The sequence below is a fragment of the Streptomyces sp. NPDC058470 genome, from assembly GCF_042721055.1.
In the GTDB taxonomy this organism is placed as follows: domain Bacteria; phylum Actinomycetota; class Actinomycetes; order Streptomycetales; family Streptomycetaceae; genus Streptomyces.
The window spans coordinates 37,458-60,603 of record NZ_JBHXMF010000057.1 but is presented as its reverse complement, the minus strand read 5'-3'; the positions used below and the strand labels follow the sequence as shown (position 1 = coordinate 60,603).

The window sequence follows — 23,146 nt, the reverse complement described above, 5'->3', positions numbered from 1 at the left end:
GCCTGAGACTCGCCTCAGGACTCGTCCCGGCGGAGTGACGGCTTCAGGTCCTTGAGCCGGCCGAGGAGACCGTTCACGAACGCGGGTGAATCGTCCGTGGAGAACTCCTTCGCCAGCTGCACCGCCTCGTCGAGCACCACGGCGTCCGGGGTCTCGTCGACCCAGATCAGCTCGTAGGCACCGAGGCGCAGGATGTTGCGGTCGACGACCGGCATCCTGTCGAGCGTCCAGCCGACGGAGTACTGCGCGATGAGGTCGTCGATCCGCCTCGCCTTGGTGGCGTAGCCCTCGACCAACTGCATCGTGTACTCGCTCACCGGCGGCTGCCGGGTGTCGGTCCGGGAGTGCCGGATCCAGTCCGCGAGGACCGTCTGAACGTCCGCGTCGCGCTGGTCGCCCTCGAAGAGGATCTGGAAGGCGCGCTTGCGGGCCGTGTTGCGGGCAGCCACGGTTAGCTGTTCACCCGGCCGAGGTAGTCGCTCGTACGGGTGTCGACCTTGATCTTCTCACCGGTGGTGATGAAGAGCGGGACGTTGATCTGGTGGCCGGTCTCCAGGGTGGCGGGCTTGGTGCCGCCGGTGGAGCGGTCGCCCTGGACGCCGGGCTCGGTCTCCTGGATGACGAGCTCGACGGCAGCCGGCAGCTCGACGAAGAGCACCGAGCCCTCGTGCTGCGCGACGGTGGCCGTGAAGCCCTCGATCAGGAAGTTGGCGGCATCGCCGACGGACTTGCGGTCGACCATCAGCTGGTCGTACGTGTCCATGTCCATGAAGACGAAGTACTCGCCGTCCATGTACGAGAACTGCATGTCACGCTTGTCGATCGTGGCCGTCTCGACCTTGACGCCGGCGTTGAACGTCTTGTCGACGACCTTGCCGGAGAGCACGTTCTTCAGCTTGGTGCGCACGAAGGCCGGGCCCTTGCCGGGCTTGACGTGCTGGAACTCGACGACGGACCAGAGCTGGCCTCCGTCGAGCTTGAGTACCAGGCCGTTCTTGAGGTCGTTCGTGGAAGCCACGGTTGCGGAATCTCCTGGACTGACGTGGACGACCCCGGTGCACGCGCGCAGCTCGAAGGCTAGAGCGCGAGCAGTTCCTTGGTCGTAATGGTGAGTAGCTCGGGTCCGCCGTCCGCCTCGGGGCGTACGACGAGCGTGTCATCGATCCGGACACCGCCCCGTCCCGGGAGGTGGACCCCCGGTTCGACGGTGACCGGCACGCAAGCGTCCAGTTTACCCATGGCCGCGGGGGCCAGCTGCGGGTCCTCGTCGATTTCGAGCCCCACACCGTGCCCGGTCAGCGGAGGAAGACCTTCCGTGTACCCCGCGGAGTCGAGTACCTGGCGGGCCGCGCGGTCCACGTCCCGGTAGGCGGCGCCAGGTGTCAGCGCCTCGCGTCCGGCGCGCTGGGCGGCGAAGACGAGGTCGTACAGCTCGATCTGCCAGTCGGCGGGCGAGGTCCCGATCACGAACGTACGGCCGATCTCACAGCGGTAGCCGCGGTAGCTCGCACCGAGGCAGACGGAGAGGAAATCTCCCTCCTCGACCCGCCGGTCGGTGGGCCGGTGGCCACGGCGCCCGGAGTTCGGCCCTGTCCCGACCGAGGTCGCGAAGGCCGGGCCGTCGGCGCCGTGATCGACGAGGCGGCGCTCCAGCTCAAGCGCGAGATGACGCTCGGTCCGGCCCACGAGGATCGATTCGAGGAGTTCCCCCAGCGCCTGGTCGGCGATCTCGGCGCCGATCCGCAGACAGGAGATCTCCTCCTCGTCCTTGATCACTCGCAGTTGCTCCACCGCACCGCCCAGGTCGGCGAGGCGCAGCCGCGGCGCCACCGAGCCGAGCGCACGGTGCCGGGTCACGGTCAGGTGGTGCTCCTCCACCGCGAGGGACTCGGCGCCCTGAGCGAGAGCCACATCGGCCGCGGCGACGGCCGGGTCACCGCCGGGGCCCGGCAGCACCTGCACACGCAGCGCCTGGTCCGGGCGGCCCTCCTCGGCCCCGCCGCCCGGCGGACCACCGAAGAGCAGCACGTCCTCACCCCTGCCGAGCAGCAGGACGGCGCCGCGCGGGGCCGCACCGGCGAGATACCTCACATTGGCCGGGCGGGTGACGAGCGCCGTAGCGCTGCCGCCCGCCGTACAGCGCTCCCGGAGCCGCTCTCGGCGGGCCGCGTACACCTCTGACATAAACCGAGCGTACGAGCGGTGGCCGGATGGCGCCGGTTCAACGGGGCTGGACGGGCGGCGGGCCCGCCGGGACTACCACTGGGGCAGGCCGGCGATCGACCGCGAGCCCGCCCGGATTACCACTGAGGCGGGCTGGCGATCGACCGTGCGAGGACGTCGTCCAGGACGCGGGCCGTGGTCGGTACGTCGAGCTGCGAGTTGTCGATGATGGGGAGCCCCGAGCCGTACCAGCCGGCCATCCGGCCGTGGATGCGGGCGACTTCCTCGTCGGTGAGGCGGCGGTTTCCGGAGCGCTCGGCGTTGCGCTCCAGGACTATCTCCAGGCCCGGGAGCAGGACGACGGGCAGCAGGCCCGGCCCGACGTGCCGCTTCCAGCCGCCGAGGCCGACGACCGGACGGTCCGGGAAGACGGCGTCGTCGAGGATGCAGGAGATGCCGTTGGCCAGGAAGTTCCGTGCGGCGAATCCGCAGGTGCGGCGGGCCAGGCGGTACTGCGCCTCCGAATGGTCGTTCCACCCCGACTGCGGGTCGGCGAAACCCGAGCGCACCCATTCGCGTACGTCGTCGAGGCTGATGTGGGCGGTGGGGACCCGGCGGTGATCGGCCCAGTACTTGGCGACGCTGGTCTTCCCGGCGCCCGCGGGGCCGATCAGCAGCACCGCGAGCGTGGTGGCCGTGGGGTCGGCATGGCCCGCGGCGGGCGGCGCGCTAGGCATGGCGACGGGTCCGCCCGGGGGCAGCTGCACATGGCCGGTGGTGTCCGGCTTGGGCGGCGCGGAGGCGTGCTGCGGGGGCATGTGCTGCGGTGCGTGCGAGTGCGGCGCCATGTGTCCCGGTGGCGGGCCGGTGAAACCGGGGGCCGGCGGTGGCGGGGGTACCGGACCCGGGTGTCCGGGCTGCGGTCCGGCCGGCGACCAGCCGGCGGCCGGTCCCTGCCCCGGCTGGTGGGGCGGCGGCAGCGGACCCCCCACTGCGTGCTGCATCCGGTGCCACTCCGTCTCGTGATTCTTTGGCTCGTTCGCCTCCGGGACGCCTCCATCAGTGTCCCGGGCGCGATCACGCTCAGCCCTTCGGGCCTCCGCGCGCTCACGCTCTCGACACCGACGCGTCCCTTCGGCTCCCTCGCGGCAGGCAACTGGCGCTGGCGAGCGAGGCCCGAGGCCCACTCGCTACCGAACGGTACCTTCCCCGGCCGCCGTTGTGTGAACGGCCGGGGAGGGTACGAAGTGCCCGTCGGACGGGGGCAAATCGGGCCAAGTGCGGGCCCGTTGGACGTTACGTTCTTAAGTCACGTCGCCGTGAGCCCTCTTGAGCCACGTCGCCGTGAGCCGTGGATCCGCGCCTACTCCCCCACTTCGCCGTACGCGGCGAGGAGGACGGCCGGATCGGGTCCCTCCAGGACGGTCGGCTTGGCGAGGCCGTCCAGGACGATGAAGCGAAGCAGGTTGCCGCGGGACTTCTTGTCGAGCTTCATGTTCTCCAGGAGCTTGGGCCACTGGTCGTAGCGGTAGCTCAGCGGGAGGCCGACGGACTCCAGGATCGTACGGTGGCGGTCGGCGGTCGCGTCGTCCAACCGGCCCGCGAGACGACCGAGTTCGGCGGCGAAGTGCATACCGACGGAGACGGCCGCACCGTGCCGCCACTTGTAGCGCTCGTTCTTCTCGATCGCGTGCGCGAGGGTGTGCCCGTAGTTGAGGATCTCGCGCAGCCCGGACTCCTTGAGGTCGCCGGAGACAACCTCCGCCTTGACCTTGATGGACCGCTCGATCAGCTCGGCCGTGTGCGGACCGGCCGGCGTACGGGCCGCCTCGGGGTCCTCCTCGATGAGCTCCAGGATCACCGGGTCGGCGATGAAACCGGCCTTGATGACCTCCGCGAGCCCGGACACGAAGTCGTTGACCGGCAGTGAGTCCAGCGCGGCCAGGTCGCACAGCACACCGGCCGGCGGGTGAAAGGCGCCGACGAGGTTCTTGCCCTCGGCGGTGTTGATGCCGGTCTTGCCGCCGACCGCCGCGTCCACCATGGCCAGCACGGTGGTCGGGACCACGATCCAGCGCACGCCACGCAGCCAGGTCGCCGCCACGAACCCGGCCAGGTCGGTGGTGGCCCCGCCGCCGACGCCCACGATGACGTCGGTGCGGGTGAAGCCGGACTGCCCGAGCGCCTTCCAGCAGTAGGCGGCGACCTCGACGGTCTTGGCCTCCTCGGCGTTCGGCACCTGGATGGCGATGGCCTCGTACCCCTGCTCGGCCAGGTCGGCACGGAGGGCCTCACCGGTGTCGGCGAGCGACTCGGGGTGGATGATCGCGACACGCTGGGCCTTGTCGCCGATCAACCCGCCCAGCTCACCGAGGAGTTGACGGCCGACCAGCACCTCGTAGGGCTCGGTGCCCGCGGTTCCGCCGACCTGGATACGGGTCACTGCCTCGCTCATGCTTCCTTCAACTCCAGTGCGTCGAGGACCGCTTGGGTGACCTCTTCGGGGGTGCGGTCGTCGGTTGCCACGACCGCCCGGGCGACTTCGGTGTACAGGTCGCGGCGCGCGTCCATCAGCTCGCGCCACTGCCGGCGCGGGTTGACGGCCAGCAGCGGCCTCGCCGTGTTGAGACCGGTGCGCCTGACCGCCTCCTCGACGTCCATCGAGAGGTACACGACCTGGTGCCCGGCGAGCAGAGCGCGTGTCTCCTCGTCCAGGATCGCGCCGCCTCCGAGCGCCAGGACACCGTCGTGCTCGGCCAGCGCCCGCTTCACGGCCTGCTTCTCGATCGCACGGAAGACCGGCTCACCGTCGTCGACGAAGATGTCGGCGATGGTGCGGCCCTGCTCTCCCACGATGTCGTCGTCGGTGTCCCGGTAGACACAGCCGAGCCGCTCGGCGACCAGCGCGCCCACCGTGGACTTGCCCACGCCCATCGGGCCGACGAGGACGATCCGCGGACCGGTCACCGTACGACCAGGTTCTCGAGGTAGGACCGCACGTTGCGGCGCGTCTCCGGGACGCTGTCCCCACCGAACTTCTCCGCCACGGCGTCCGCCAGAACCAGCGCCACCATCGCCTCCGCGACGATCCCGGCGGCCGGAACCGCGCACACGTCCGAGCGCTGGTGGTGCGCCTTGGCCGCCTCGCCGGTGGCCACGTCGATGGTCGCCAGCGCGCGCGGCACGGTCGCGATCGGCTTCATCGCCGCACGGACGCGCAGCAGCTCACCGGTGGTCAGACCGCCCTCGGTGCCGCCGGAGTGACCGGAGGTGCGCCGGATGCCGTCCTCGGTGTGGACGATCTCGTCGTGCGCCTGCGACCCCGGTACCCGAGCAAGCTCGAAACCATCGCCGACCTCGACACCCTTGATCGCCTGGATACCCATGAGCGCGGCCGCGAGCCGGGCGTCCAGCCGCCGGTCCCAGTGCACGTGCGAGCCGAGACCCACCGGCACGCCGTACGCCAGCACCTCGACCACGCCACCGAGCGTGTCGCCGTCCTTGTGGGCCTGGTCGATCTCCGCGACCATCGCCTTCGACGCATCGCTGTCCAGGCAGCGCACCGGATCGGCGTCGAGCTTCTCCACATCGGAGGGCTTGGGGTAGACGCCGTACGGGGCCTTCGCCGCCGCCAGCTCGACGACGTGCGAGACGATCTCGATCCCGGCCGTCTCCTTCAGGTACGAACGGGCCACCGCACCCAGTGCCACCCGCGCCGCCGTCTCCCGCGCGCTCGCCCGCTCCAGGATCGGCCGCGCCTCGTCGAAGCCGTACTTCTGCATGCCCGCGAGGTCCGCGTGACCGGGCCGGGGCCGGGTCAGCGGGGCGTTGCGGGCGACATCGGCGAGGATCTCCGGATCGATGGGGTCGGCCGACATGACCTGTTCCCACTTGGGCCACTCGGTGTTGCCGACCATGATGGCCACCGGCGAACCGAGGGTGAGCCCGTGGCGTACGCCGCCCAGGAAGGTGATCTCGTCGCGCTCGAACTTCATCCGGGCACCGCGCCCGTAGCCGAGCCGCCGCCGGGCCAGATGGTCCGCCACCATGTCCGTGGTGATCGGCACGCCGGCGGGAAGTCCCTCCAGCGTCGCGACAAGTGCGGGACCGTGGGATTCCCCCGCGGTCAGCCAGCGCAACCTGCTCAACGGTGCTCCTCATGCTCGCGCCCTGGTACTGCTGCTGCGTACGCGCGTCCTCGCGTACCGCGACGGCGCGACCGGGTGCGCGGCCCAGGCCCGCCACCCCGATCCTCCCACGTCCACGTATGAGAACCGGTCACAGGTCCATCAGACGGACGGACGGCGACGGGTCAGTGCCCGGCGAGAGCGTGCTCGCCGGCCTTCCGCATGGCGTCGAGCGGCGCGGGGGAACGCCCGGTCATCTGCTCGACCTGGAGCACCGCCTGGTGCACCAGCAGATCGAGCCCGCTCACGACAGCGCCTCCGTACGCCGACCAGCGCGCCGCGAGCTGGGTCGGCCATGGGTCGTACAGCACGTCGAAGAGGGTCGCGGGCTGTTCGGGAGTAGCCGCGGCCAGCGCGTCCGTCGTGCCCGCCGGGGTCGTGGCGATCACGAGCGGCGCGCGCAGCGCCTGACCGGCGTCCGCCCAGTCCTCCGTCCGCACCTCCACGTCGAGCCGCTCGCCCCACTGCCTCATCTCGGCGGCACGCTCCGCACTACGGACGTACGCGACGACCTCGCCCGTGCAGATCCGGGCCAGCGCGGCGAGCGCCGACGAGGCGGTGGCGCCGGCGCCGAGGATCGCGGCGGAGTCGACCTGCTCGATGCCCCGCTCGCGCAGGGCGGCGACCATCCCGGGTATGTCGGTGTTGTCGCCGACGCGACGGCCGTCCTCGGTGAACACGACCGTGTTGACCGCCTCCACCGAGCCCGCCGTCTCACTGACCTCATCGAGCAGCGGCATCACGGCCCTCTTCAGCGGCATGGTCAGCGACAGCCCCGCCCACTCCGGCCCGAGTTTCCCGATGAACCCCGGCAGCGCCTCCTCGTCGACCTCGAAGCGGTCGTACGACCAGTCGCCGAGGCCGAGTTCCGCGTAGGCGGCACGGTGCAGCACCGGGGAGAGGGAGTGGGCGATCGGGGAACCGAGTACGGCGGCCCGGCGGGCGTCAGCTGCCCGAGCTGTCATTGAACTTGTCCTTGAGATCCTTGAATTCGGCGTATGTCTTGGCGAACTCCGTCTTGTTCTGACCGTCGGTCGCCACGAAGTAGATCCAGCCGTCGTCCGTCGGATTCAGCGCGGCCTTCAACGCGTCGTCACCAGGGTTGTCAATGGGCCCGGGCGGGAGGCCCTTCTGCGTGTACGTGTTGTACGGGTCCTGGTTGCTGTTGATTTCGGACTCACTGATGTTGATCTTACTCTGCCCCTTCAAATAGTTGAAGGTCGAGTCGAACTGCAGCAGCTGGTTGGTCTCCGTATTAGTGGGCTTCAGACGGTTGTAGATGACCTCGGACATCTTGCGGAAGTCCTCATGCGTCTTCCCCTCGGCCTGGACGAGACTCGCCACGGTGAGGAGCTCCAGCGGATTCTTCAACTTCAGGCCCGCGGCCTTGGATTCAAGGCCGTAGTCGGCGTACTTCTCCTTGGCCAGGTCGACCATCTGCTCCAGGACTTCCTTGGGCTCCATACCCTTGGAAACGGGATAGCTGGAGGGATAGAGGAATCCTTCCAGCGGGTCCTTGATGTCCTTGTCGGTGTTCGCCCAGTCAGGGAGACCGAGGCTCTTCCAGTCCTTCTGCGCGACCCCCGCGGTCGTGCCCTTCTTGACCTCAAGACGGGCATCGATCATCGTGTAGATCTCAGAATTGCGCTTACCCTCGGCAATGATCAGGTTGTTGCGGCTGGCAGGGCTGAGCATCAACGCGACGACGCTTTCCCCTGACATTTCCTTCTTGAGCGTGTAGACGCCCGCCTGAATGGAATTACCCTTGGGATTCTGCGACTGCGCGGCCACAAAAGCGTCGACGCTCTTGACCACACCGGCATTCTTCAATGCCTGCCCGATCGCATAACCGCCGGAACCCTTGGGAATGGTGACGTTCACGCTTTCGCTCGTGCCGTCCCCGGCATAGTCGGGCGCCGCGCCGAAACGATTTTGGTAGAACTGGTACCCGAAATACCCGACTCCGCCGATCCCGCCTCCGAAGACCAGGACAACCACCAGACAGGCACACCCGCTGCGGCGTTTCTTGCCTTTGCCGCCGCCTCTGCCCTTCTTGTCACCGCGTCCGCCGCGGCCCTTGGGATCGTCGTCGTCCGCATCGTCGTCATCGTCGCCGCCCCCGGCGAAGAAGGCGTGCTCACCCTGGTCGGGTCCGGGATCCCAGTCGGTCTTCGGCTCGGGTTCGGCGCGACGGCGGGCCGGCGGCTCGGGGGGCGGGTAGGCGTCGGGGGTCCCGTACTGGTCGGGCTGCTCACCGCCGTACGCGACGGGCTGGCCCCCGTAGGGGTCGGCCGGGTCGGCGGCGTAGGGGACCTGCTGATGCGCCCCGTTGCCCCAGCCGCTGTTGTCGTACTGCTGGCCCTGGCCGCCGTACTGCTGTTGCTGACCCTGATTCACGTACTGCTGTTGCTGACCCTGGTCCGCGTAGGGCTGCTGCCCTTGACCGCCGTACGGCTGCTGACCCTGGCCGCCGTACTGCTGCTGGCTCTGGTCCGTGTACTGCTGCTGCCCCTGATCGACATAGGGCTGCTGGCTCTGGGCAGGGAACTGCCCCTGGCCCTGGTACTGCTGCTGGTCCTGACCGTAGCCACCCTGCTGACCGGCGGCCCACTCGCCGTACTGCTGGTGCTGTTGCTGTTGCGGCTGCTGCGGATACTGCTGCGGCTGGCCGCCGTAGGGGGACTGGCCGTCGTCGGCCTGTCCTCCCCATCCGTTGTCCCCGAACAACGGGTCCTCCGGATGCCACGGTTCGGAGCCTGGGCCCCGGCCATACTCAGTCATTGATCCCCTAGAGCCGCGAGGCGGCGGGCACGCGGTGCTTGCGGCACCGCCTCCGTTCCGTCTCTTCTGCTGTGCGGCGGCTGTTCGAACAGAGCCGCATCGCGCGGAACGTTACCGTATCGCGATCAGACAACCACTTCGACGCCCTCGCCCGGAGATCTACCCGACACCCGTTCGGACTCCAAGGCCTGCTGAAGGATGATCACGGCCGCTGCCTGATCGATGACGGACCTGCCCTTCTTGGACTTCACGCCCGAGGCTCGCAGGCCCTGACTTGCCGTCACCGTGGTCATGCGCTCGTCCACGAGCCGGACCGGAACGGGAGCGATGCCCCGGGCGAGGTCCTGGACGAAGGCACGGACCTTGACCGCGGCCGGACCCTCGCCGCCCTTGAGGGAGCGAGGGAGGCCGACGATCACCTCGATCGGTTCGTACTCCTCGACGAGTTGCTTCAACCGGCGGTGCGCCGCGGGGACGTCGCGCCCCGGGACCGTCTCGACCGGGGTCGCGAGGATCCCGTCGGGGTCGCACGAGGCGACCCCGATACGGGCATCCCCGACGTCGATCGCGAGACGACGTCCTCTGCGCATGTCCGGGGACCCTACTTGGCCGTCTCGGCGACGAGCCGCTCGACCGCGTCGATGGCGTCGCCGATGGCGGCCGGGTTCTGGCCGCCGCCCTGGGCGACGTCCGGCTTGCCGCCACCGCCGCCGCCGAGGGTCTTGGCGGCCGTACGGACCAGGTCGCCGGCCTTGAGACCGCGCTCGCGGGCGGCCTCGTTGGTGGCGATCACCGTGAGCGGCTTGCCGTTCGCCGTGGCGAACAGGGCGACCACGGCGGCCCGTCCGCCCTGGATACGGCCGCGCACATCGAGGACCAGCTTGCGCAGGTCGTCGGCGCTGGTGCCGTCCGGGACCTGGCCGGTGACAAGAGCGACACCGCGTACGTCCTTGGCGGAGTCGACGAGACCGCCGGCGGCCTGGAGGACCTTCTCCGCGCGGAACTTCTCGATCTCCTTCTCGGCGTCCTTCAGCTTGCCGAGCATGGCGGAGATCTTCTCCGGAAGCTCCTCGGAACGGCCCTTGACCAGTTCCTGCAGCTGGGCGACGACTGTGTGCTCGCGGGCGAGGAAGTTGTACGCGTCCACGCCGACCAGGGCCTCGATGCGGCGTACGCCGGAGCCGATGGACGACTCGCCGAGCAGCTTGACCAGGCCGAGCTGGGCGGTGTTGTGGACGTGCGTGCCGCCGCAGAGTTCCTTGGAGAAGTCGCCGATGGTGACGACGCGGACGCGCTCGCCGTACTTCTCGCCGAACTCGGCGATGGCCCCCTGCTTCTTGGCCTCGTCGAGGCTCAGGACCTCGGCGTGCACGTCCAGGTCGCGGGCGAGCACCTCGTTGATCTGCTGCTCGACATCGGCCATCACCGTGTGCGGTACGGCGGCCGGGGAGCCGAAGTCGAAGCGGAACCGGCCGGGCTGGTTCTCGGAACCGGCCTGGGCGGCCGTCGGGCCGAGGGCGTCGCGCAGGGCCTGGTGGGTGAGGTGCGTGGCCGAGTGGGCGCGGGCGATGGCCTTGCGGCGGCGGGCGTCGATGGAGGCCTGGGCCTTGGCACCGACGGTGACCTCGCCGACCTGGACGACGCCCTTGTGGACGTACACGCCCGGGACCGGCTTCTGGCAGTCGCGGACCTCGACGACGGCACCGGTGTCGAGCCTGATGCGACCGGTGTCGCCGATCTGGCCGCCGCCCTCGGCGTAGAACGGGGTGCGGTCGAGGACGATCTCGACCTCGTCGCCCTCGGTGGCGGCGGGGGACGAGGCCCCGTCGACCAGGATGCCGACGATCGTCGACTCGCCCTCGGTCCGGTCGTATCCGATGAAGTCGGTCTCACCGGCGGCGTCGGCGATCTGGCGGTAGGCACCGAGGTCGGCGTGGCCGGTCTTCTTGGACCGGGCGTCGGCCTTGGCCTTGTCCCGCTGCTCCTTCATCAGGCGGCGGAAGCCGTCCTCGTCCACCGAAAGGCCCTGTTCGGCGGCCATTTCGAGGGTGAGGTCGATCGGAAAGCCCCAGGTGTCGTGGAGCAGGAAGGCCTTGTCGCCGGCGAGCACCTTGCCGCCGGCGGCCTTGGTCTCCGAGACGGCGGTGTCGAGGATGTTCGTGCCGGCCCGCAGCGTCTTGACGAAGGCGGCCTCCTCGGCGAGGGCCACGGTCTCGATGCGCCTGCGGTCGGAGACCAGCTCCGGGTACTGCCGGCCCATCATCTCGATCACGACGTCGACGAGGTCCTGCACGACCGGGCCGGTGGCTCCGAGCAGTCGCATGTTGCGGATGGCGCGGCGCATGATGCGGCGCAGCACATAGCCACGGCCTTCGTTGCCGGGCGAGACCCCGTCGCCGATGAGCATCACGGACGTACGCATGTGGTCGGTGACCACGCGCAGGGAGACGTCGGAGTCGTGACCGGCGCCGTACTCGACGCCCGTCAGCTCGGTGGCCTTCCTGATGACGGCCATGGAGGTGTCGATCTCGTACAGGTTCTGCACGTCCTGCAGAATCATGGCGAGTCGCTCAAGGCCCAGGCCGGTGTCGATGTTCTTGCTGGGCAGGTCGCCGAGGATCTCGAAGTCCTCCTTCGAGGTGCCCTCGCCGCGCTCGTACTGCATGAAGACCAGGTTCCAGATCTCCACGTACCGCTCGTCGTTGACGGCCGGGCCGCCCTCGATGCCGAACTCCGGACCGCGGTCGTAGTTGATCTCGGAGCACGGGCCACAGGGTCCGGGGACGCCCATGGACCAGTAGTTGTCCTTCTTGCCGAGGCGCTGGATGCGCTCGGCGGGGACGCCGATCTTCTCGCGCCAGATCTGCTCGGCCTCGTCGTCGTCGAGGTAGACCGTGATCCACAGGCGCTCCGGGTCGAGCCCGTAACCACCCTTGTCCTGGGGCGAGGTGAGCAGCTCCCAGGCGTAGGCGATGGCGCCTTCCTTGAAGTAGTCGCCGAAGGAGAAGTTGCCGCACATCTGGAAGAAGGTGCCGTGCCGGGTGGTCTTGCCGACCTCTTCGATGTCGGGCGTGCGCACGCACTTCTGCACGCTGGTGGCGCGCGGCCACGGCGGCTTGACCTCACCGAGGAAGTACGGCTTGAAGGGGACCATGCCCGCGGGGACCAGGAGCAGAGTCGGGTCGTCCGCGATGAGCGACGCCGAGGGGACGACGGTGTGACCGCGCTCCTCGTAGAAGCTCAACCAGCGGCGGCGAATCTCGGCCGACTCCATCAGTGGTCCTCATTCCGGTTGTACGTGTACGTCGACCTCTCGACGTACGTCGGGTTCTTGCTGTAGTCCGGGCTGTTGCGGTTCTCGATCGCGGCGCGGCGGCGGGGGCCCGGCAGTTCGCGGTCGACGGACGCGTTCAGACCGAGCACCTCGTCGAGTTCGGCCTCCCGCTGGAGCATGCCGTCGCGGACGTCGAGCGCGAAGTCCTTGAGCCGGTGGCCCGCGTCGATCGCCTTGTTCGCGGCCTGCGCCGCGAGGCTCTCGGGGGTCAGCTGCCTGAGCTTGCGGTTGACTTTGGTGGTGGCCCACACACCGGCGGCTGCGCCCGCGGTGAACCAGAACGTACGGCGGAACATCGCTGCGTCAGTCCTTCTTCCGCTTTCCCCGTCGCGCCGACGGGACGGTACGGCCCATGATCACGGTACGGCGGGACGCCTTGGGGGGCTCGTTCTCGCGACGGCCTCCGATGGCCCGGCGCACGCCGTAGCCGAACGCCGCGACCTTGACCAGGGGGCCGCCGAAGGTGGAGGCGACCGTGGTGGACAGCGCCGACGCGTTCGACGTGACCTCCTGGACGTCGGAGGCGATGGCGTCGACGCGGTCGATCTGGGTCTGCGCGGAGCGCACCGCCGAGGAGGCGTCGGCGAGCAGCGGGACGGCCTGCTCGGTCACGTCCGCCACGAGCTTGGTGGTCGCCCTGAGCGTCTGGGCCAGCCTCGCCAGCGCGACGGCGAGAAAGGAGACCAGGATCGCCCAGAAGACGGCCACCAGGATCCCGGCCACCTCTCCACCGGACACTGTGTGCACCCGCTCCCTGTACGTGCATGGAACATCGGAAACCAAAATTACAGTTTCCCGAGCCTATCGCGCCGGGGCCGTCGCTCCGTACCGCATTACCGCCTCCCGGCACCAGGGTTACGGGAAGCGGTTGTACGGACCGCACACGGGTCAGTACGCTCCGTGTCCCATGCAAGGCTCTCAGCGCTCCGACCGTTCGCCGCTCGGCAATATGCCCCTGGAACTCAACGCGTTCGTGGGCCGCTCGGCCGAACTCGCCCACCTCGCCGAGGCGCTGGAGACGTCCCGCCTCGTCACGGTGACGGGCATGGGGGGTGTCGGCAAGTCACGGTTCGCGGCGCGGGCCGCGGCACAGACGGACGTACGCGACGGGGCTTGGCGCGTGGAGCTGTCCGCGGTGCGCGCGCCGGACCTCGTCGAGCACGCCGTCGTCGAGGCTCTCGGTCTGACGGATCACACGTCGAGGCCGCCGCGTCAGGTCCTTCTCGATGCTCTCGCTGAGCGCCAACTCCTGCTGGTTCTGGACGGGTTCGAACATCTGGTGGACGTGTGTGCCTCTCTGATGGGCGAACTGCTGCGGTGCGCGCCGGGGCTGCGGGTGCTCGCGGTGGGGCGGCGGCCCCTGGACCTGGAGGGCGAGCGGCTGTTCCCGCTGGCGCCGCTGGCCGAGGCCGAGGCGGCGGTGCTGTTCGAGGACCGGGCGGCGGCCCGGGTGCCCGGGTTCGCGCTGGACGACGGCAACCGGTCCGACGTCCGGGAGCTGTGTCGGCGCCTCGACGGGATCCCGCTCGCCGTCGAGCTGGCGGCGGGGCGGCTGAGCGCCCTGTCTCCCGCGCAGCTGCTGTCCCGTCTGGAGGACCGTTTCCGCCTGCTGACAGGCGGCGGCCGCGACGCGCTCCCTCGGCATCAGACGCTGCGTACGACGATCGGCTGGAGCCATGAGCTGTGCACGCCCGAGGAGCGGCTGCTGTGGTCGCGCCTGTCCGTGTTCGCGGGGCGGTTCGACCTGGAGGCCGCCGAATACGTGTGCGGCGGCGACGGTCTGCACAGCGACGATGTCCTCGATGTCCTGGGCGCGTTGCTCGCACAGTCCGTGCTGTCCCGCGAGGAGACGGCGGCGGGCGTGCGCTACCGGATGCTGGACACGGTCGGCGCGTACGGTGCGCACTGGCTGGAGGCGACGGGCGACGCCCCACGGCTGCGCCGCCGCCACCGCGACTGGTACATGGGCCTGGCCACCTGGTGTGAGCTGGACTGGTTCTCGCCGCGTCAGGGCGAGGTCGCCACGCGCGTCGAGGCGGAGCTGCCGAATCTGCGCCGCGCGCTGGAGCACTGTCTGACCGAGCCGGGCGAGGCACATCTGGGCCAGTACCTCGCGGGCACCCTCTGGTTCTACTGGGTCGGCTGCGGCCGGCTGTCGGAGGGGCGGCACTGGCTGCAACGCGGCGTCGAACTCGACAGTGATCGTGACCAGTCACGGCTCAAGGCGCTGTGGGTGCTGGGCTATGTGGCCGTTCTGCAGGGCGACATGATCCCCGCGCTGACCGCGTTGCAGGAGTGCCGTGCGGAGGCGGACCGCACCGGCAACGCCACCGCTGTGGCCTATGCCGAGCACCGCACCGGCTGCCTGGCCCTGCTCACGGACGACATGCCGCGCGCCGAAACCCTGCTGCGCTCGGCCCTTGACCGCTACCACGCGATCGGCGAGCTCAACAGCAATGTCCTGATGGGCCAGGTCGAGTTGGCGATGGCCCTGGCGTTCCAGGGAGATCTGCCGGACGCGGTGAATCTGTGCGAGGACGTCCGCCAGGTGTGCGTGGACCACGGGGAGCGCTGGGCGCTGGCGTACGCCTTGTACGTCCTGGCGTACGGGGCCCTGGCCGGGGGCGATCAGGCGCGGGCCCGGCGTCTCCTGGAGGAGAGCATCGGCATCGGTCATGCCTTCAACGACCTGCTCGGCACGGTCCTCGCCATCGAGCTGCTCGCGCTGGTCACCGCGGAGGAGGGCGATCCGGCGGAGGCCGCCCTGCTACAGGGGGCCGCTTCCCGTATGTGGCCGTCGGTGGGGCTGCCGCTGTTCGGCTCGGCGTACTACAACGCGCCGCACGAGCGGTGCGAGGCGAGTGCCCGGCAGCGGCTGGGTGACGTGCGGTACGAGGAGTGCGTACGGGAAGGGGCGCGCCTCGGGCAGGAGGCGGCGGTGTCTCGGGCGCTGGGGCGGGCCGGGGTCCGGCCCCTCGGTGCGGTGCCGGCGCCGCGCGCGCTGCCCCCGAACGTGCGGAAGCCCGCCGTCTCGCCCACCTCGAAGGGCGGGGAGACGACGGGCTGACACGCAGGTGGTGCTACGTCCGCCGGAGAATGATCAGCGGGCGTAGTACTCGACGACGAGCTGCTCGTCGCAGATCACCGGGATCTCCTTGCGGTTCGGCTCGCGGTCCAGGCGGAACGCCAGGGCGCCGAGGTTCACCTGGAGGTAGCGCGGGGTCTCGCCGTCGGGGGCGAACCCACCGGCACGGGAGACCTCGAACAGCGTCTTGCTGCGGCTGCGCTCGCGGACCATCACGACGTCGTCGGGCTTGACGCGGAAGGACGGCTTGTCGACCTTGCCACCGTTGACCTCGATGTGGCCGTGGACGACCATCTGGCGGGCCTGGTAGATCGTGCGGGCGATGCCCGAACGCAGAACCAGGGCGTCGAGACGACGCTCCAGCTCGATGACCAGGGCCTCACCGGTCTTGCCCTGCGTCTTGGCGGCACGCTCGTAGGCGCGAACGAGCTGACGCTCGGACACGTCGTACTGCGCGCGCAGACGCTGCTTCTCGAGCAGACGGACCTTGTAGTCCGAGTTCTGCTTACGGCCACGGCCGTGCTCGCCCGGCGGGTAGGGGCGGGCCTCGAAGTACTTGACGGCCTTCGGGGTCAGCGCGATGCCGAGGGCACGCGACTTCTTGACCTTGGGGCGGGGCTGATTCGCCACTCTCTGTCTCTCTTTTCGGGTTTCGGCTCACCAGAGTTAAGGGAGGTCGCATCCGCAGCCTGGGAAACCCTTGGGGCCCTTACGGACCTGCTGGGCAGCCGCTCCCTGGACTGGGCACATACGTGCAGCACGCGAGTGGCCCACCGACCGTTTCCCGATACCGGGAGGGTGGTGGGCTGCCCGCGACACCTTCGACGGTGCGCGACGCTCCTGGAATCCCCCCTTGGAGGCGGGGGCTCCGGCTGGATGTCCCGTTCTGGTGGTGCCGACCGGAGCCGGACACGGGACGCAGCGCTTCGAGGATTCTACAGGGTGGTCAGGACCGCCCTCGACCGAGGTGCTTCCTGGTCCATTCCACCGCGTCCGCGTAGCGGGCCTCGGCGCCGTGGCGGGTCGGGGTGTAGTACTCCCGGTCCTTGAGCTCCTCCGGGGCGTACTGCTGGGAGGCGATGCCTTCGGGCAGGTCGTGCGGGTACACGTACCCCTGTGCGTGGCCGAGCTTGGCGGCGCCCTTGTAGTGCCCGTCGCGCAGATGCATCGGTACAGGGCCCGCGTGCCCCTTGCGTACGTCCTCCATGGCGGCGCCGATCGCCAGGGTCGCGGCATTGGACTTCGGGGCCAGGGCGAGGGCGATGGTGGCGTGGCTGAGGGTGAGCGCGGCCTCGGGGAAGCCGATCATGGCGACGGCCTGGGCGGCCGCGACGGCTATGGGCAGCGCGTTCGGATCGGCCAGGCCGATGTCCTCGCTGGCGGAGATCATCAGGCGGCGGGCGATGAAGCGGGGGTCCTCACCGGCCTCGATCATCCGGGCCAGGTAGTGCAGGGCGGCGTCCACATCGGAGCCGCGGATGGACTTGATGAGAGCGCTCGCCACGTCGTAGTGCTGGTCGCCGTCGCGGTCGTACTTCACGGCGGCCCGGTCGACGGTCTCCTCCAGGGTCTGGAGGGTGATCTCCGGCTCGCCCTTGTCGAGCGCGGCCCCGGCGGCGGCCTCAAGGGCGGTGAGCGCGCGGCGGGCGTCGCCGCCGGCGATCCGCAGCAGGTGTTCCTCGGCGTCCTCCGGGAGAGCGACGGCGTCCTTGAGGCCGCGCTCGTCGGAGAGCGCACGCTTGAGGAGGCCGCGCAGGTCGTCGTCGCTGAGCGGTTCGAGGGTGAGGAGGAGGGAGCGGGAGAGCAGGGGCGAGATGATCGAGAAGTACGGGTTCTCGGTGGTCGCGGCGATCAGCGTCACCCAGCGGTTCTCGACCGCCGGCAGGAGAGAGTCCTGCTGGGCCTTGCTGAAGCGGTGGATCTCGTCGAGGAAGAGGACGGTCTCCTTGCCGAAGCCGCCGGTGGCACGGCGCGCGCTCTCGATGACGGCGCGGACTTCCTTGACGCCGGCGGTGATCGCCGAGAGCTCGACGAAGCGCTTGTTCGTGGCCTTGGAGACGACGTACGCCAAGGTCGTCTTGCCGGTGCCGGGCGGGCCCCAGAGGATCACCGAGGAGGGGCCGGCCGGGCCTGAGCCGCTGTCGCCGACCAGTCTGCGCAGGGGGGAACCCGGCTTGAGCAGATGCTGCTGCCCCACGACCTCGTCGAGGACGCGCGGGCGCATCCGGACCGCCAGGGGACTGCTGGACGGGTCCTTCTCCTGGCGTTCTTCCGCTGCGGCGGTGAATAGGTCGGGCTCCACGGACAAAACCCTATGTCACGCCACTGACAACGCCCTCCCACCCGGGATGGGCTGCTGTCAGCTGGTCCAGAAGTCCCACCAGCGCGTCAGGATCAGCATGCCGATGATCCCGATGTGCAGCACCGGCAGGACCCAGGTGAACTCGCCGAAGAAGCTCTTCAGCCAGTTCGGTGCGGGCAGGAAGCCGTTGCGGATGTTGGACGAGGTGACGTACCAGAACATGATGATCGTGGCGGCCCACGCCAGGCAGCACCACAGGCACAGCGAGTTGATGCGGTACAGCGACTGGAACTGCAGCCAGGTGCAGAATCCGACGCCGAAGAGGGTGCCGAAGTTGAAGGTCAGCCAGTACCAGCGCGGGAAGGTGGTGCGGGCCAGCAGGCTCATGCCGACGCCGATCACGATGGCGTACGTCACCAGGCCGAGCATCGGGTTGGGGAACCCGAACGCCTCGGCCTGGTCGCTCTTCATGATGTTGCCGCAGGAAACGACCGGGTTCAGGCTGCACCCGGGCACGAAGTCCGGGTTCTCCAGCAGCTTGAACTTGTCGATCGTGATGACCCAGGAGGCCAGCAGACCGGCCGCACCGGTGATCAGCAGCAGCAGGGCGAGCGCACGACTGCCGCCGACCGTCCTCGGAGAGGCGACGGTGCTGTCATCGTGGTCGGTGGAGACGTCCTTGACTGTCGTCTTGCTCATCACGCCGTTTCCGTAGCTTCGAAGGGGCCTGCGGGCACGGACATTGTGCCGCACGCGCACGCGTGCCCACCGTTCGATGGGCATAAGGAAACACGCGCCCGCAGGCCTCCACGAACGGGGCCGCTCAGCCCAACCGCCCTGCGACCTCTGCCACGATCCCCTCGACCGCCACCGCGACCTGCTCACCGGACTCCATGTCCTTGAGCTGCACGACGCCCTCGGCGAGATCCCGCTCGCCGGCGACGATCGCGTACCGGGCGCCCGACCGGTTCGCGTTCTTCATCGCACCCTTGAGCCCCTTCGCCCCGTAGGAGAAGTCCGCCGCGACCCCCACCCTGCGCAGCTCGGTGACCACACCGAAGAGCACCCGGCGTGCCTCCTCCCCCAGCGGAACCGCGAACACGCTCGTGGACGACGGGAGTTCGAGCGAAACGCCCTCGGCCTCCAGCGCGAGAACCGTACGGTCGACGCCCAGTGCCCAGCCGACGGAGGGCAGCGCGGGCCCGCCGATCATCTCGGAGAGGCCGTCGTAGCGGCCGCCGCCGCCCACCGCTGACTGGGAGCCCAGACCGTCGTGGACGAACTCGAAGGTCGTCCGGGTGTAGTAGTCGAGCCCGCGCACGAGTCTCGGGTCGTCCTCGAAGGAGACACCCGCGGCCGTGATCAGCTCGCGCACCTCCTCGTGGTACGCCTTGCAGGCGTCGCACAGGTAGTCACGCAGCAACGGTGCGCCGGCCAACTGCTTCTGGACGTCGTCGCGTTTGTCGTCGAGGACCCGCAGCGGGTTGATCTCGGCGCGGCGGAGCGTCTCCTCGTCCAGGTTCAGCCCGCGCAGGAAGTCCTGGAGGGCGGCCCGGTAGACGGGACGGCACTCCTTGTCGCCGAGGGAGTTCAGCAGGATGCGGAAGTCGCGCAGTCCCAGCGAGCGGTACGCCTGGTCGGCCAGGATGATCAACTCGGCGTCGAGCGCGGGGTCCTCGGCGCCGATCGCCTCGGCGCCGACCTGTGAGAAGTGCCTGTAGCGGCCCTTCTGGGGGCGCTCGTAGCGGTAGTAGGAGCCCGAGTACCAGAGCTTGACGGGGAGATTGCCCACCTTGTGCAGGTTGGCCTCCAACGCGGCGCGCAGCACGGACGCGGTGCCCTCGGGGCGCAGCGCCAGCCTGTCGCCGCCCTTGGTCTCGAAGGCGTACATCTCTTTGGTCACGATGTCGGTGGACTCACCGACCCCGCGCGCGAACAGCTCGACGTTCTCGAAACCGGGCGTTTCGATGTAGCCGTAGCCGGAGTTCCTGAGCGGGGCGGCGATCGCCTCGCGGACCGCGAGGTACTTCGCGCTCTCCGGCGGAACCAGGTCGTACGTGCCCTTGGGGGCCTTGAAGGTGCTCACGAAGGTTCTCGTCACATTCCTCGTCGGGGAGCGTCCGTGCTCCCGAGGCCGGAGGCCACCTCCCGCATATACGGGTTGGCGGCGCGCTCCTGGCCGATGGTGGTCTGGGGGCCGTGGCCGGACAGCACCACGGTCGAGTCGTCGAGCGGCAGGCACACGCGGGCCAGCGAGTCGAGGATCTCGGGGTGGGAACCGCCCGGCAGGTCGGTGCGTCCGATGGAGCCGGCGAAGAGCAGATCCCCGGAGAAGAAAACGGAAGGAATGTCCGCGTTCTCGGGCATCAGGAAGGTCACCGACCCCTTCGTATGACCGGGGGCGTGCGCCACGGACAGCTCCAGGCCGGCCAGCGACAGCCGTGCGCCGTCGGTCAGTTCGCGGACGTCGTCCGGCTCTCCCACGGTCAGTTCGCCCATCAGCGGCATCCCGATGGAACGGCCGAGCGCCTTCTCCGGGTCGCTCATCATGTACCGGTCCTCGGGGTGGATCCAGGCCGGTACGTCATGGGCTCCGCACACCGGGACGACCGAGGCGACATGGTCGATGTGGCCATGCGTGAGGATGACCGCGACGGGCTTGAGCCGATGCTTCCTGAGCGCGTCCTCGACTCCCTGGGTGGCCTGATGGCCGGGGTCGATGATGACGCACTCCTCACCCGCGCCGGGGGCGACCAGATAACAGTTGGTCCCCCAGGCCCCTGCGGGGAACCCGGCAATGAGCACGATCGTCCTTCGTTTGTGGCGTACGAGGTCATACGGCGTCGTACGGGGCGGGCGGCTGTGGATCAGAGCCTACCGGCGCTGCCGAATCCTCAGCGAACCCATATACGGTACGGGGCACACGCAGGCGGTCGGCTCACAAGACGCACGCGTCCCACTTGACGTACGAGACGCATGAGGAGAAAACCCGGTGGTCACCCAGGAGCAGCGGCGGCGTCAGCTCGCCCGGGAGAAGTTCTTGCGACAGCAGCAGCGGCGTACAGCCGCCCGGCGCAAGACACACGCACGCAACGCGATCATCGCCTCGGTCCTCGGCGTCATCGTGATCGGCAGCGTCGTGTCGTATGCGACCGGGGTCTTCAAGAACGACAACAAGGCGTCCTCCGCGGCCGCGGAGGCGACCCCGAGCGCCTCGGCGCCGAGCGCGGCGCCGGATCCGTGCGAGAAGGCCGCCGCGGGCGCGGTGAAGACGGAGACCTGGAAGAAGGAACCCGCGATCACCATCGACAAGTCCGCGGACTACACGATGAAGATGGCGACGACCTGCGGCGAGATAGACGTCGCACTGAAGACGGCCGCGGCACCGCACACCGTCAACTCGTTCAGCTTCCTCGCGGCCAAGGGCTACTTCGACCACACGAAGTGCCACCGGCTCACCACGAACGGCATCTACGTGCTGCAGTGCGGTGACCCGACGGGCGCCGGTTCCGGCACCCCGGGCTACACGATCCCGGACGAGAACCTGAAGGACGCAAGCCTCAAGGACAATGTGTATCCGGCGGGCACGGTAGCCATGGCCAACACCTACGACGCTTCGACGGGCCAGGGCCGCAACACGGGAGGCAGCCAGTTCTTCCTCGTCTACCAGGACAGTCCGCTCCCGGCCGACTACACACCGTTCGGAACCATTTCCAAGTCCGGGATGGAGGTCCTGGCGAAGATCGCAGGGGCCGGCGAGAGCACCGGCGCGGGCGACGGAGCGCCCAACGCGACCGTCGTGATCAACAAGATGACCGTGACGAAATCCTGACCGCCAGCTGCGAAATTTCGGTCGCGCGGGATGCGGACAGCCGCCCTGCCGGTCGCCTATGTTGGCCGTTACGAAACTGTGGACGATGCCCGGGGGCGCTGACGCCTCTCGCAGGCATCATGTGGAGGAGGCGCTGTGAGCAGCGACCCGTGGGGCCGCGTCGACGAGACGGGGACCGTGTACGTGCGTACGGCCGACGGCGAGCAGGTCGTCGGCTCCTGGCAGGCCGGCTCTCCTGATGAGGCGCTGGCCTACTTCGAGCGCAAGTACGAAGGCCTGGTTGTCGAGATCGGCCTCCTCGAAAAGCGAGTGAAGACCACCGACCTGTCGGCGAAGGACGCTCAGACCGCCGTCGCCCACCTGCGCGAGCAGGTGGACGCGCACCACGCGGTCGGCGACCTGGCAGCGCTGCGGGAGCGGCTGGACAAGCTCGTCGAGACGGTCGACGCGCGCCGCGAGGAGCGCAAGGCCCAGCGGGCCAAGCAGTCCGACGAGGCGCGGCACGCCAAGGAGGCGCTGGTCGTCGAGGCCGAGGAGCTGGCGCAGAGCGACCAGTGGCGGGCGGCCGGTGAGCGCTTGCGTGCCCTGGTGGACACCTGGAAGGGGCTGCCGCGGCTCGACCGGAAGTCGGACGACGAGCTGTGGCACCGCTTCTCGCACGCACGCTCGGCGTTCTCCAAGCGTCGCAAGGCGCACTTCGCGTCGCTGGACGCGCAGCGCGAGGACGCCCGCAAGGCCAAGGAGAAGCTGGTCGCCGAGGCCGAGGGGCTGTCCAGTTCGACGGACTGGGGTCCGACGGCGGCGCGTTACCGCGATCTGATGACGGACTGGAAGGCCGCGGGCCGTGCGCAGCGCGAGCACGAGGACGATCTGTGGAACCGCTTCCGCGGCGCCCAGGACGTCTTCTTCGCTGCCCGCAGCTCGGTCTTCGCCGAGCGTGACGCCGAGCAGACGGAGAACCTGACGCTCAAGGAGGAGCTGGCCGCGGAGGCCGAGAAGCTCGTCCCGGTGCAGGACCTGAAGACGGCCCGCGCCGCCTTCCGTTCCCTCAACGAGCGCTGGGAGGCCATCGGCCACGTGCCGCGCGATTCCCGCCCGAAGGTCGAGGGCCGGATGCACGCGGTGGAGCGGGCGCTCCAGGAGTCCGAGGAGACCGAGTGGCGCCGGACGAACCCGGAGGCACGCGCGCGTGCCGAGGGTCTCACCGGTCAGCTCCAGGCCGCCGTGGACAAGCTCCAGGGCCAGATCGAGACGGCGCGCTCCACGGGCAACACCGCGAGGGCCGACAAGCTCCAGAAGGAGCTCGACGGCCGTCAGGCGCTGCTCGACCAGGCGCTGAAGGGCCTGCAGGAGTTCGGCGGCTGAGGCAGGTACTGAGCGGCAACTGAGGCGGCCGGTTTTCCCGCTGCTACGTAGAGGGGCGCCCCGACGGTTCGATCGGTTGCCCCACCACATAGATCCC

21 protein-coding genes are annotated in these 23,146 nt (G+C 69.4%); 3 read left to right on the top strand and 18 right to left on the bottom strand.

Annotation, left to right across the window (positions count from 1 at the left end):
* Positions 1–14: 14 nt before the first annotated feature.
* The 13 genes from nusB to ACFWP7_RS33360 all read right to left on the bottom strand — a co-directional run bounded on the left by nusB (position 15) and on the right by ACFWP7_RS33360 (position 13,212).
* Entirely contained in the window at positions 15–449 is a 435-nt protein-coding gene (nusB, locus tag ACFWP7_RS33420) for a transcription antitermination factor NusB (RefSeq protein ID WP_384389259.1), read from the bottom strand.
* A 2-nt stretch (positions 450–451) separates the two neighbouring features.
* Positions 452–1,018, bottom strand: coding sequence for an elongation factor P (efp, locus tag ACFWP7_RS33415; protein ID WP_266824751.1), 567 nt, complete (start codon positions 1,016–1,018; stop codon positions 452–454).
* 59 nt (positions 1,019–1,077) lie between these two features.
* A complete protein-coding gene (locus ACFWP7_RS33410; RefSeq protein WP_384389256.1) occupies positions 1,078–2,184 on the bottom strand; it encodes a M24 family metallopeptidase in 1,107 nt (368 codons plus the stop codon).
* Between the two features lie 116 nt (positions 2,185–2,300).
* A complete protein-coding gene (locus tag ACFWP7_RS33405) occupies positions 2,301–3,167 on the bottom strand; it encodes a Pro-rich N-terminal domain-containing protein (protein ID WP_384389253.1) in 867 nt (288 codons plus the stop codon).
* A 359-nt stretch (positions 3,168–3,526) separates the two neighbouring features.
* A complete protein-coding gene (gene aroB, locus ACFWP7_RS33400) occupies positions 3,527–4,618 on the bottom strand; it encodes a 3-dehydroquinate synthase (RefSeq protein ID WP_384389251.1) in 1,092 nt (363 codons plus the stop codon).
* Positions 4,615–5,097 (bottom strand): shikimate kinase, encoded by a 483-nt coding sequence (locus ACFWP7_RS33395; RefSeq protein WP_384389265.1) that lies wholly within the window; start codon positions 5,095–5,097, stop codon positions 4,615–4,617. The genes aroB and ACFWP7_RS33395 overlap by 4 nt, the downstream gene beginning before the upstream one ends.
* Before the next feature lie 29 nt (positions 5,098–5,126).
* Positions 5,127–6,311: a chorismate synthase gene (aroC, locus tag ACFWP7_RS33390; protein ID WP_384389248.1), complete on the bottom strand. Its 1,185-nt coding sequence runs from the start codon at positions 6,309–6,311 to the stop codon at positions 5,127–5,129.
* A gap of 164 nt (positions 6,312–6,475) precedes the next feature.
* Positions 6,476–7,315, bottom strand: coding sequence for a shikimate dehydrogenase (locus tag ACFWP7_RS33385; protein WP_384389245.1), 840 nt, complete (start codon positions 7,313–7,315; stop codon positions 6,476–6,478).
* Positions 7,296–9,131 (bottom strand): endolytic transglycosylase MltG, encoded by a 1,836-nt coding sequence (gene mltG, locus ACFWP7_RS33380; protein ID WP_384389242.1) that lies wholly within the window; start codon positions 9,129–9,131, stop codon positions 7,296–7,298. Before mltG ends, ACFWP7_RS33385 begins: the two co-directional genes overlap by 20 nt.
* Positions 9,132–9,256: 125 nt before the next feature.
* Positions 9,257–9,721, bottom strand: coding sequence for a Holliday junction resolvase RuvX (gene ruvX / locus ACFWP7_RS33375; RefSeq protein WP_384389238.1), 465 nt, complete (start codon positions 9,719–9,721; stop codon positions 9,257–9,259).
* A gap of 11 nt (positions 9,722–9,732) precedes the next feature.
* The gene (alaS, locus tag ACFWP7_RS33370; RefSeq protein ID WP_384389235.1) at positions 9,733–12,405 is read right to left on the bottom strand and encodes an alanine--tRNA ligase; all 2,673 of its coding nucleotides are present in this window, start codon (positions 12,403–12,405) and stop codon (positions 9,733–9,735) included.
* Entirely contained in the window at positions 12,405–12,761 is a 357-nt protein-coding gene (locus tag ACFWP7_RS33365; RefSeq protein WP_384389231.1) for a DUF6167 family protein, read from the bottom strand. The genes alaS and ACFWP7_RS33365 overlap by 1 nt, the downstream gene beginning before the upstream one ends.
* Before the next feature lie 7 nt (positions 12,762–12,768).
* Positions 12,769–13,212, bottom strand: a complete 444-nt coding sequence (locus ACFWP7_RS33360) for a DUF948 domain-containing protein (protein WP_384389228.1) — start codon at positions 13,210–13,212, stop codon at positions 12,769–12,771.
* A 160-nt stretch (positions 13,213–13,372) separates the two neighbouring features.
* Between ACFWP7_RS33360 and ACFWP7_RS33355 the strand changes: the two genes are divergently transcribed.
* Positions 13,373–15,532, top strand: coding sequence for an ATP-binding protein (locus ACFWP7_RS33355; RefSeq protein ID WP_384389225.1), 2,160 nt, complete (start codon positions 13,373–13,375; stop codon positions 15,530–15,532).
* Between the two features lie 33 nt (positions 15,533–15,565).
* Here ACFWP7_RS33355 and rpsD read toward each other — a convergent pair whose 3' ends face one another.
* The 5 genes from rpsD to ACFWP7_RS33330 all read right to left on the bottom strand — a co-directional run bounded on the left by rpsD (position 15,566) and on the right by ACFWP7_RS33330 (position 20,657).
* Positions 15,566–16,180 carry a 30S ribosomal protein S4 gene (rpsD, locus tag ACFWP7_RS33350; RefSeq protein WP_365438425.1) on the bottom strand — a complete coding sequence of 205 codons (615 nt, stop codon included), beginning with the start codon at positions 16,178–16,180 and terminating at the stop codon, positions 15,566–15,568.
* Positions 16,181–16,496: 316 nt separating this feature from the next.
* Positions 16,497–17,852, bottom strand: coding sequence for a replication-associated recombination protein A (locus ACFWP7_RS33345; RefSeq protein ID WP_384389222.1), 1,356 nt, complete (start codon positions 17,850–17,852; stop codon positions 16,497–16,499).
* A gap of 57 nt (positions 17,853–17,909) precedes the next feature.
* Complete coding sequence (locus ACFWP7_RS33340) at positions 17,910–18,551, bottom strand: vitamin K epoxide reductase family protein (protein WP_384389219.1); 642 nt, start codon at positions 18,549–18,551, stop codon at positions 17,910–17,912.
* 124 nt (positions 18,552–18,675) lie between these two features.
* Entirely contained in the window at positions 18,676–19,938 is a 1,263-nt protein-coding gene (hisS, locus tag ACFWP7_RS33335) for a histidine--tRNA ligase (protein ID WP_384389216.1), read from the bottom strand.
* A gap of 11 nt (positions 19,939–19,949) precedes the next feature.
* A complete protein-coding gene (locus ACFWP7_RS33330; protein WP_384389213.1) occupies positions 19,950–20,657 on the bottom strand; it encodes an MBL fold metallo-hydrolase in 708 nt (235 codons plus the stop codon).
* A gap of 187 nt (positions 20,658–20,844) precedes the next feature.
* On the opposite strand from ACFWP7_RS33330, the gene ACFWP7_RS33325 reads away from it, so the two are divergent.
* Positions 20,845–21,684, top strand: a complete 840-nt coding sequence (locus ACFWP7_RS33325; protein ID WP_384389210.1) for a peptidylprolyl isomerase — start codon at positions 20,845–20,847, stop codon at positions 21,682–21,684.
* 135 nt (positions 21,685–21,819) lie between these two features.
* Positions 21,820–23,049, top strand: coding sequence for a DUF349 domain-containing protein (locus ACFWP7_RS33320; protein WP_384389207.1), 1,230 nt, complete (start codon positions 21,820–21,822; stop codon positions 23,047–23,049).
* Positions 23,050–23,146 lie beyond the last annotated feature (97 nt).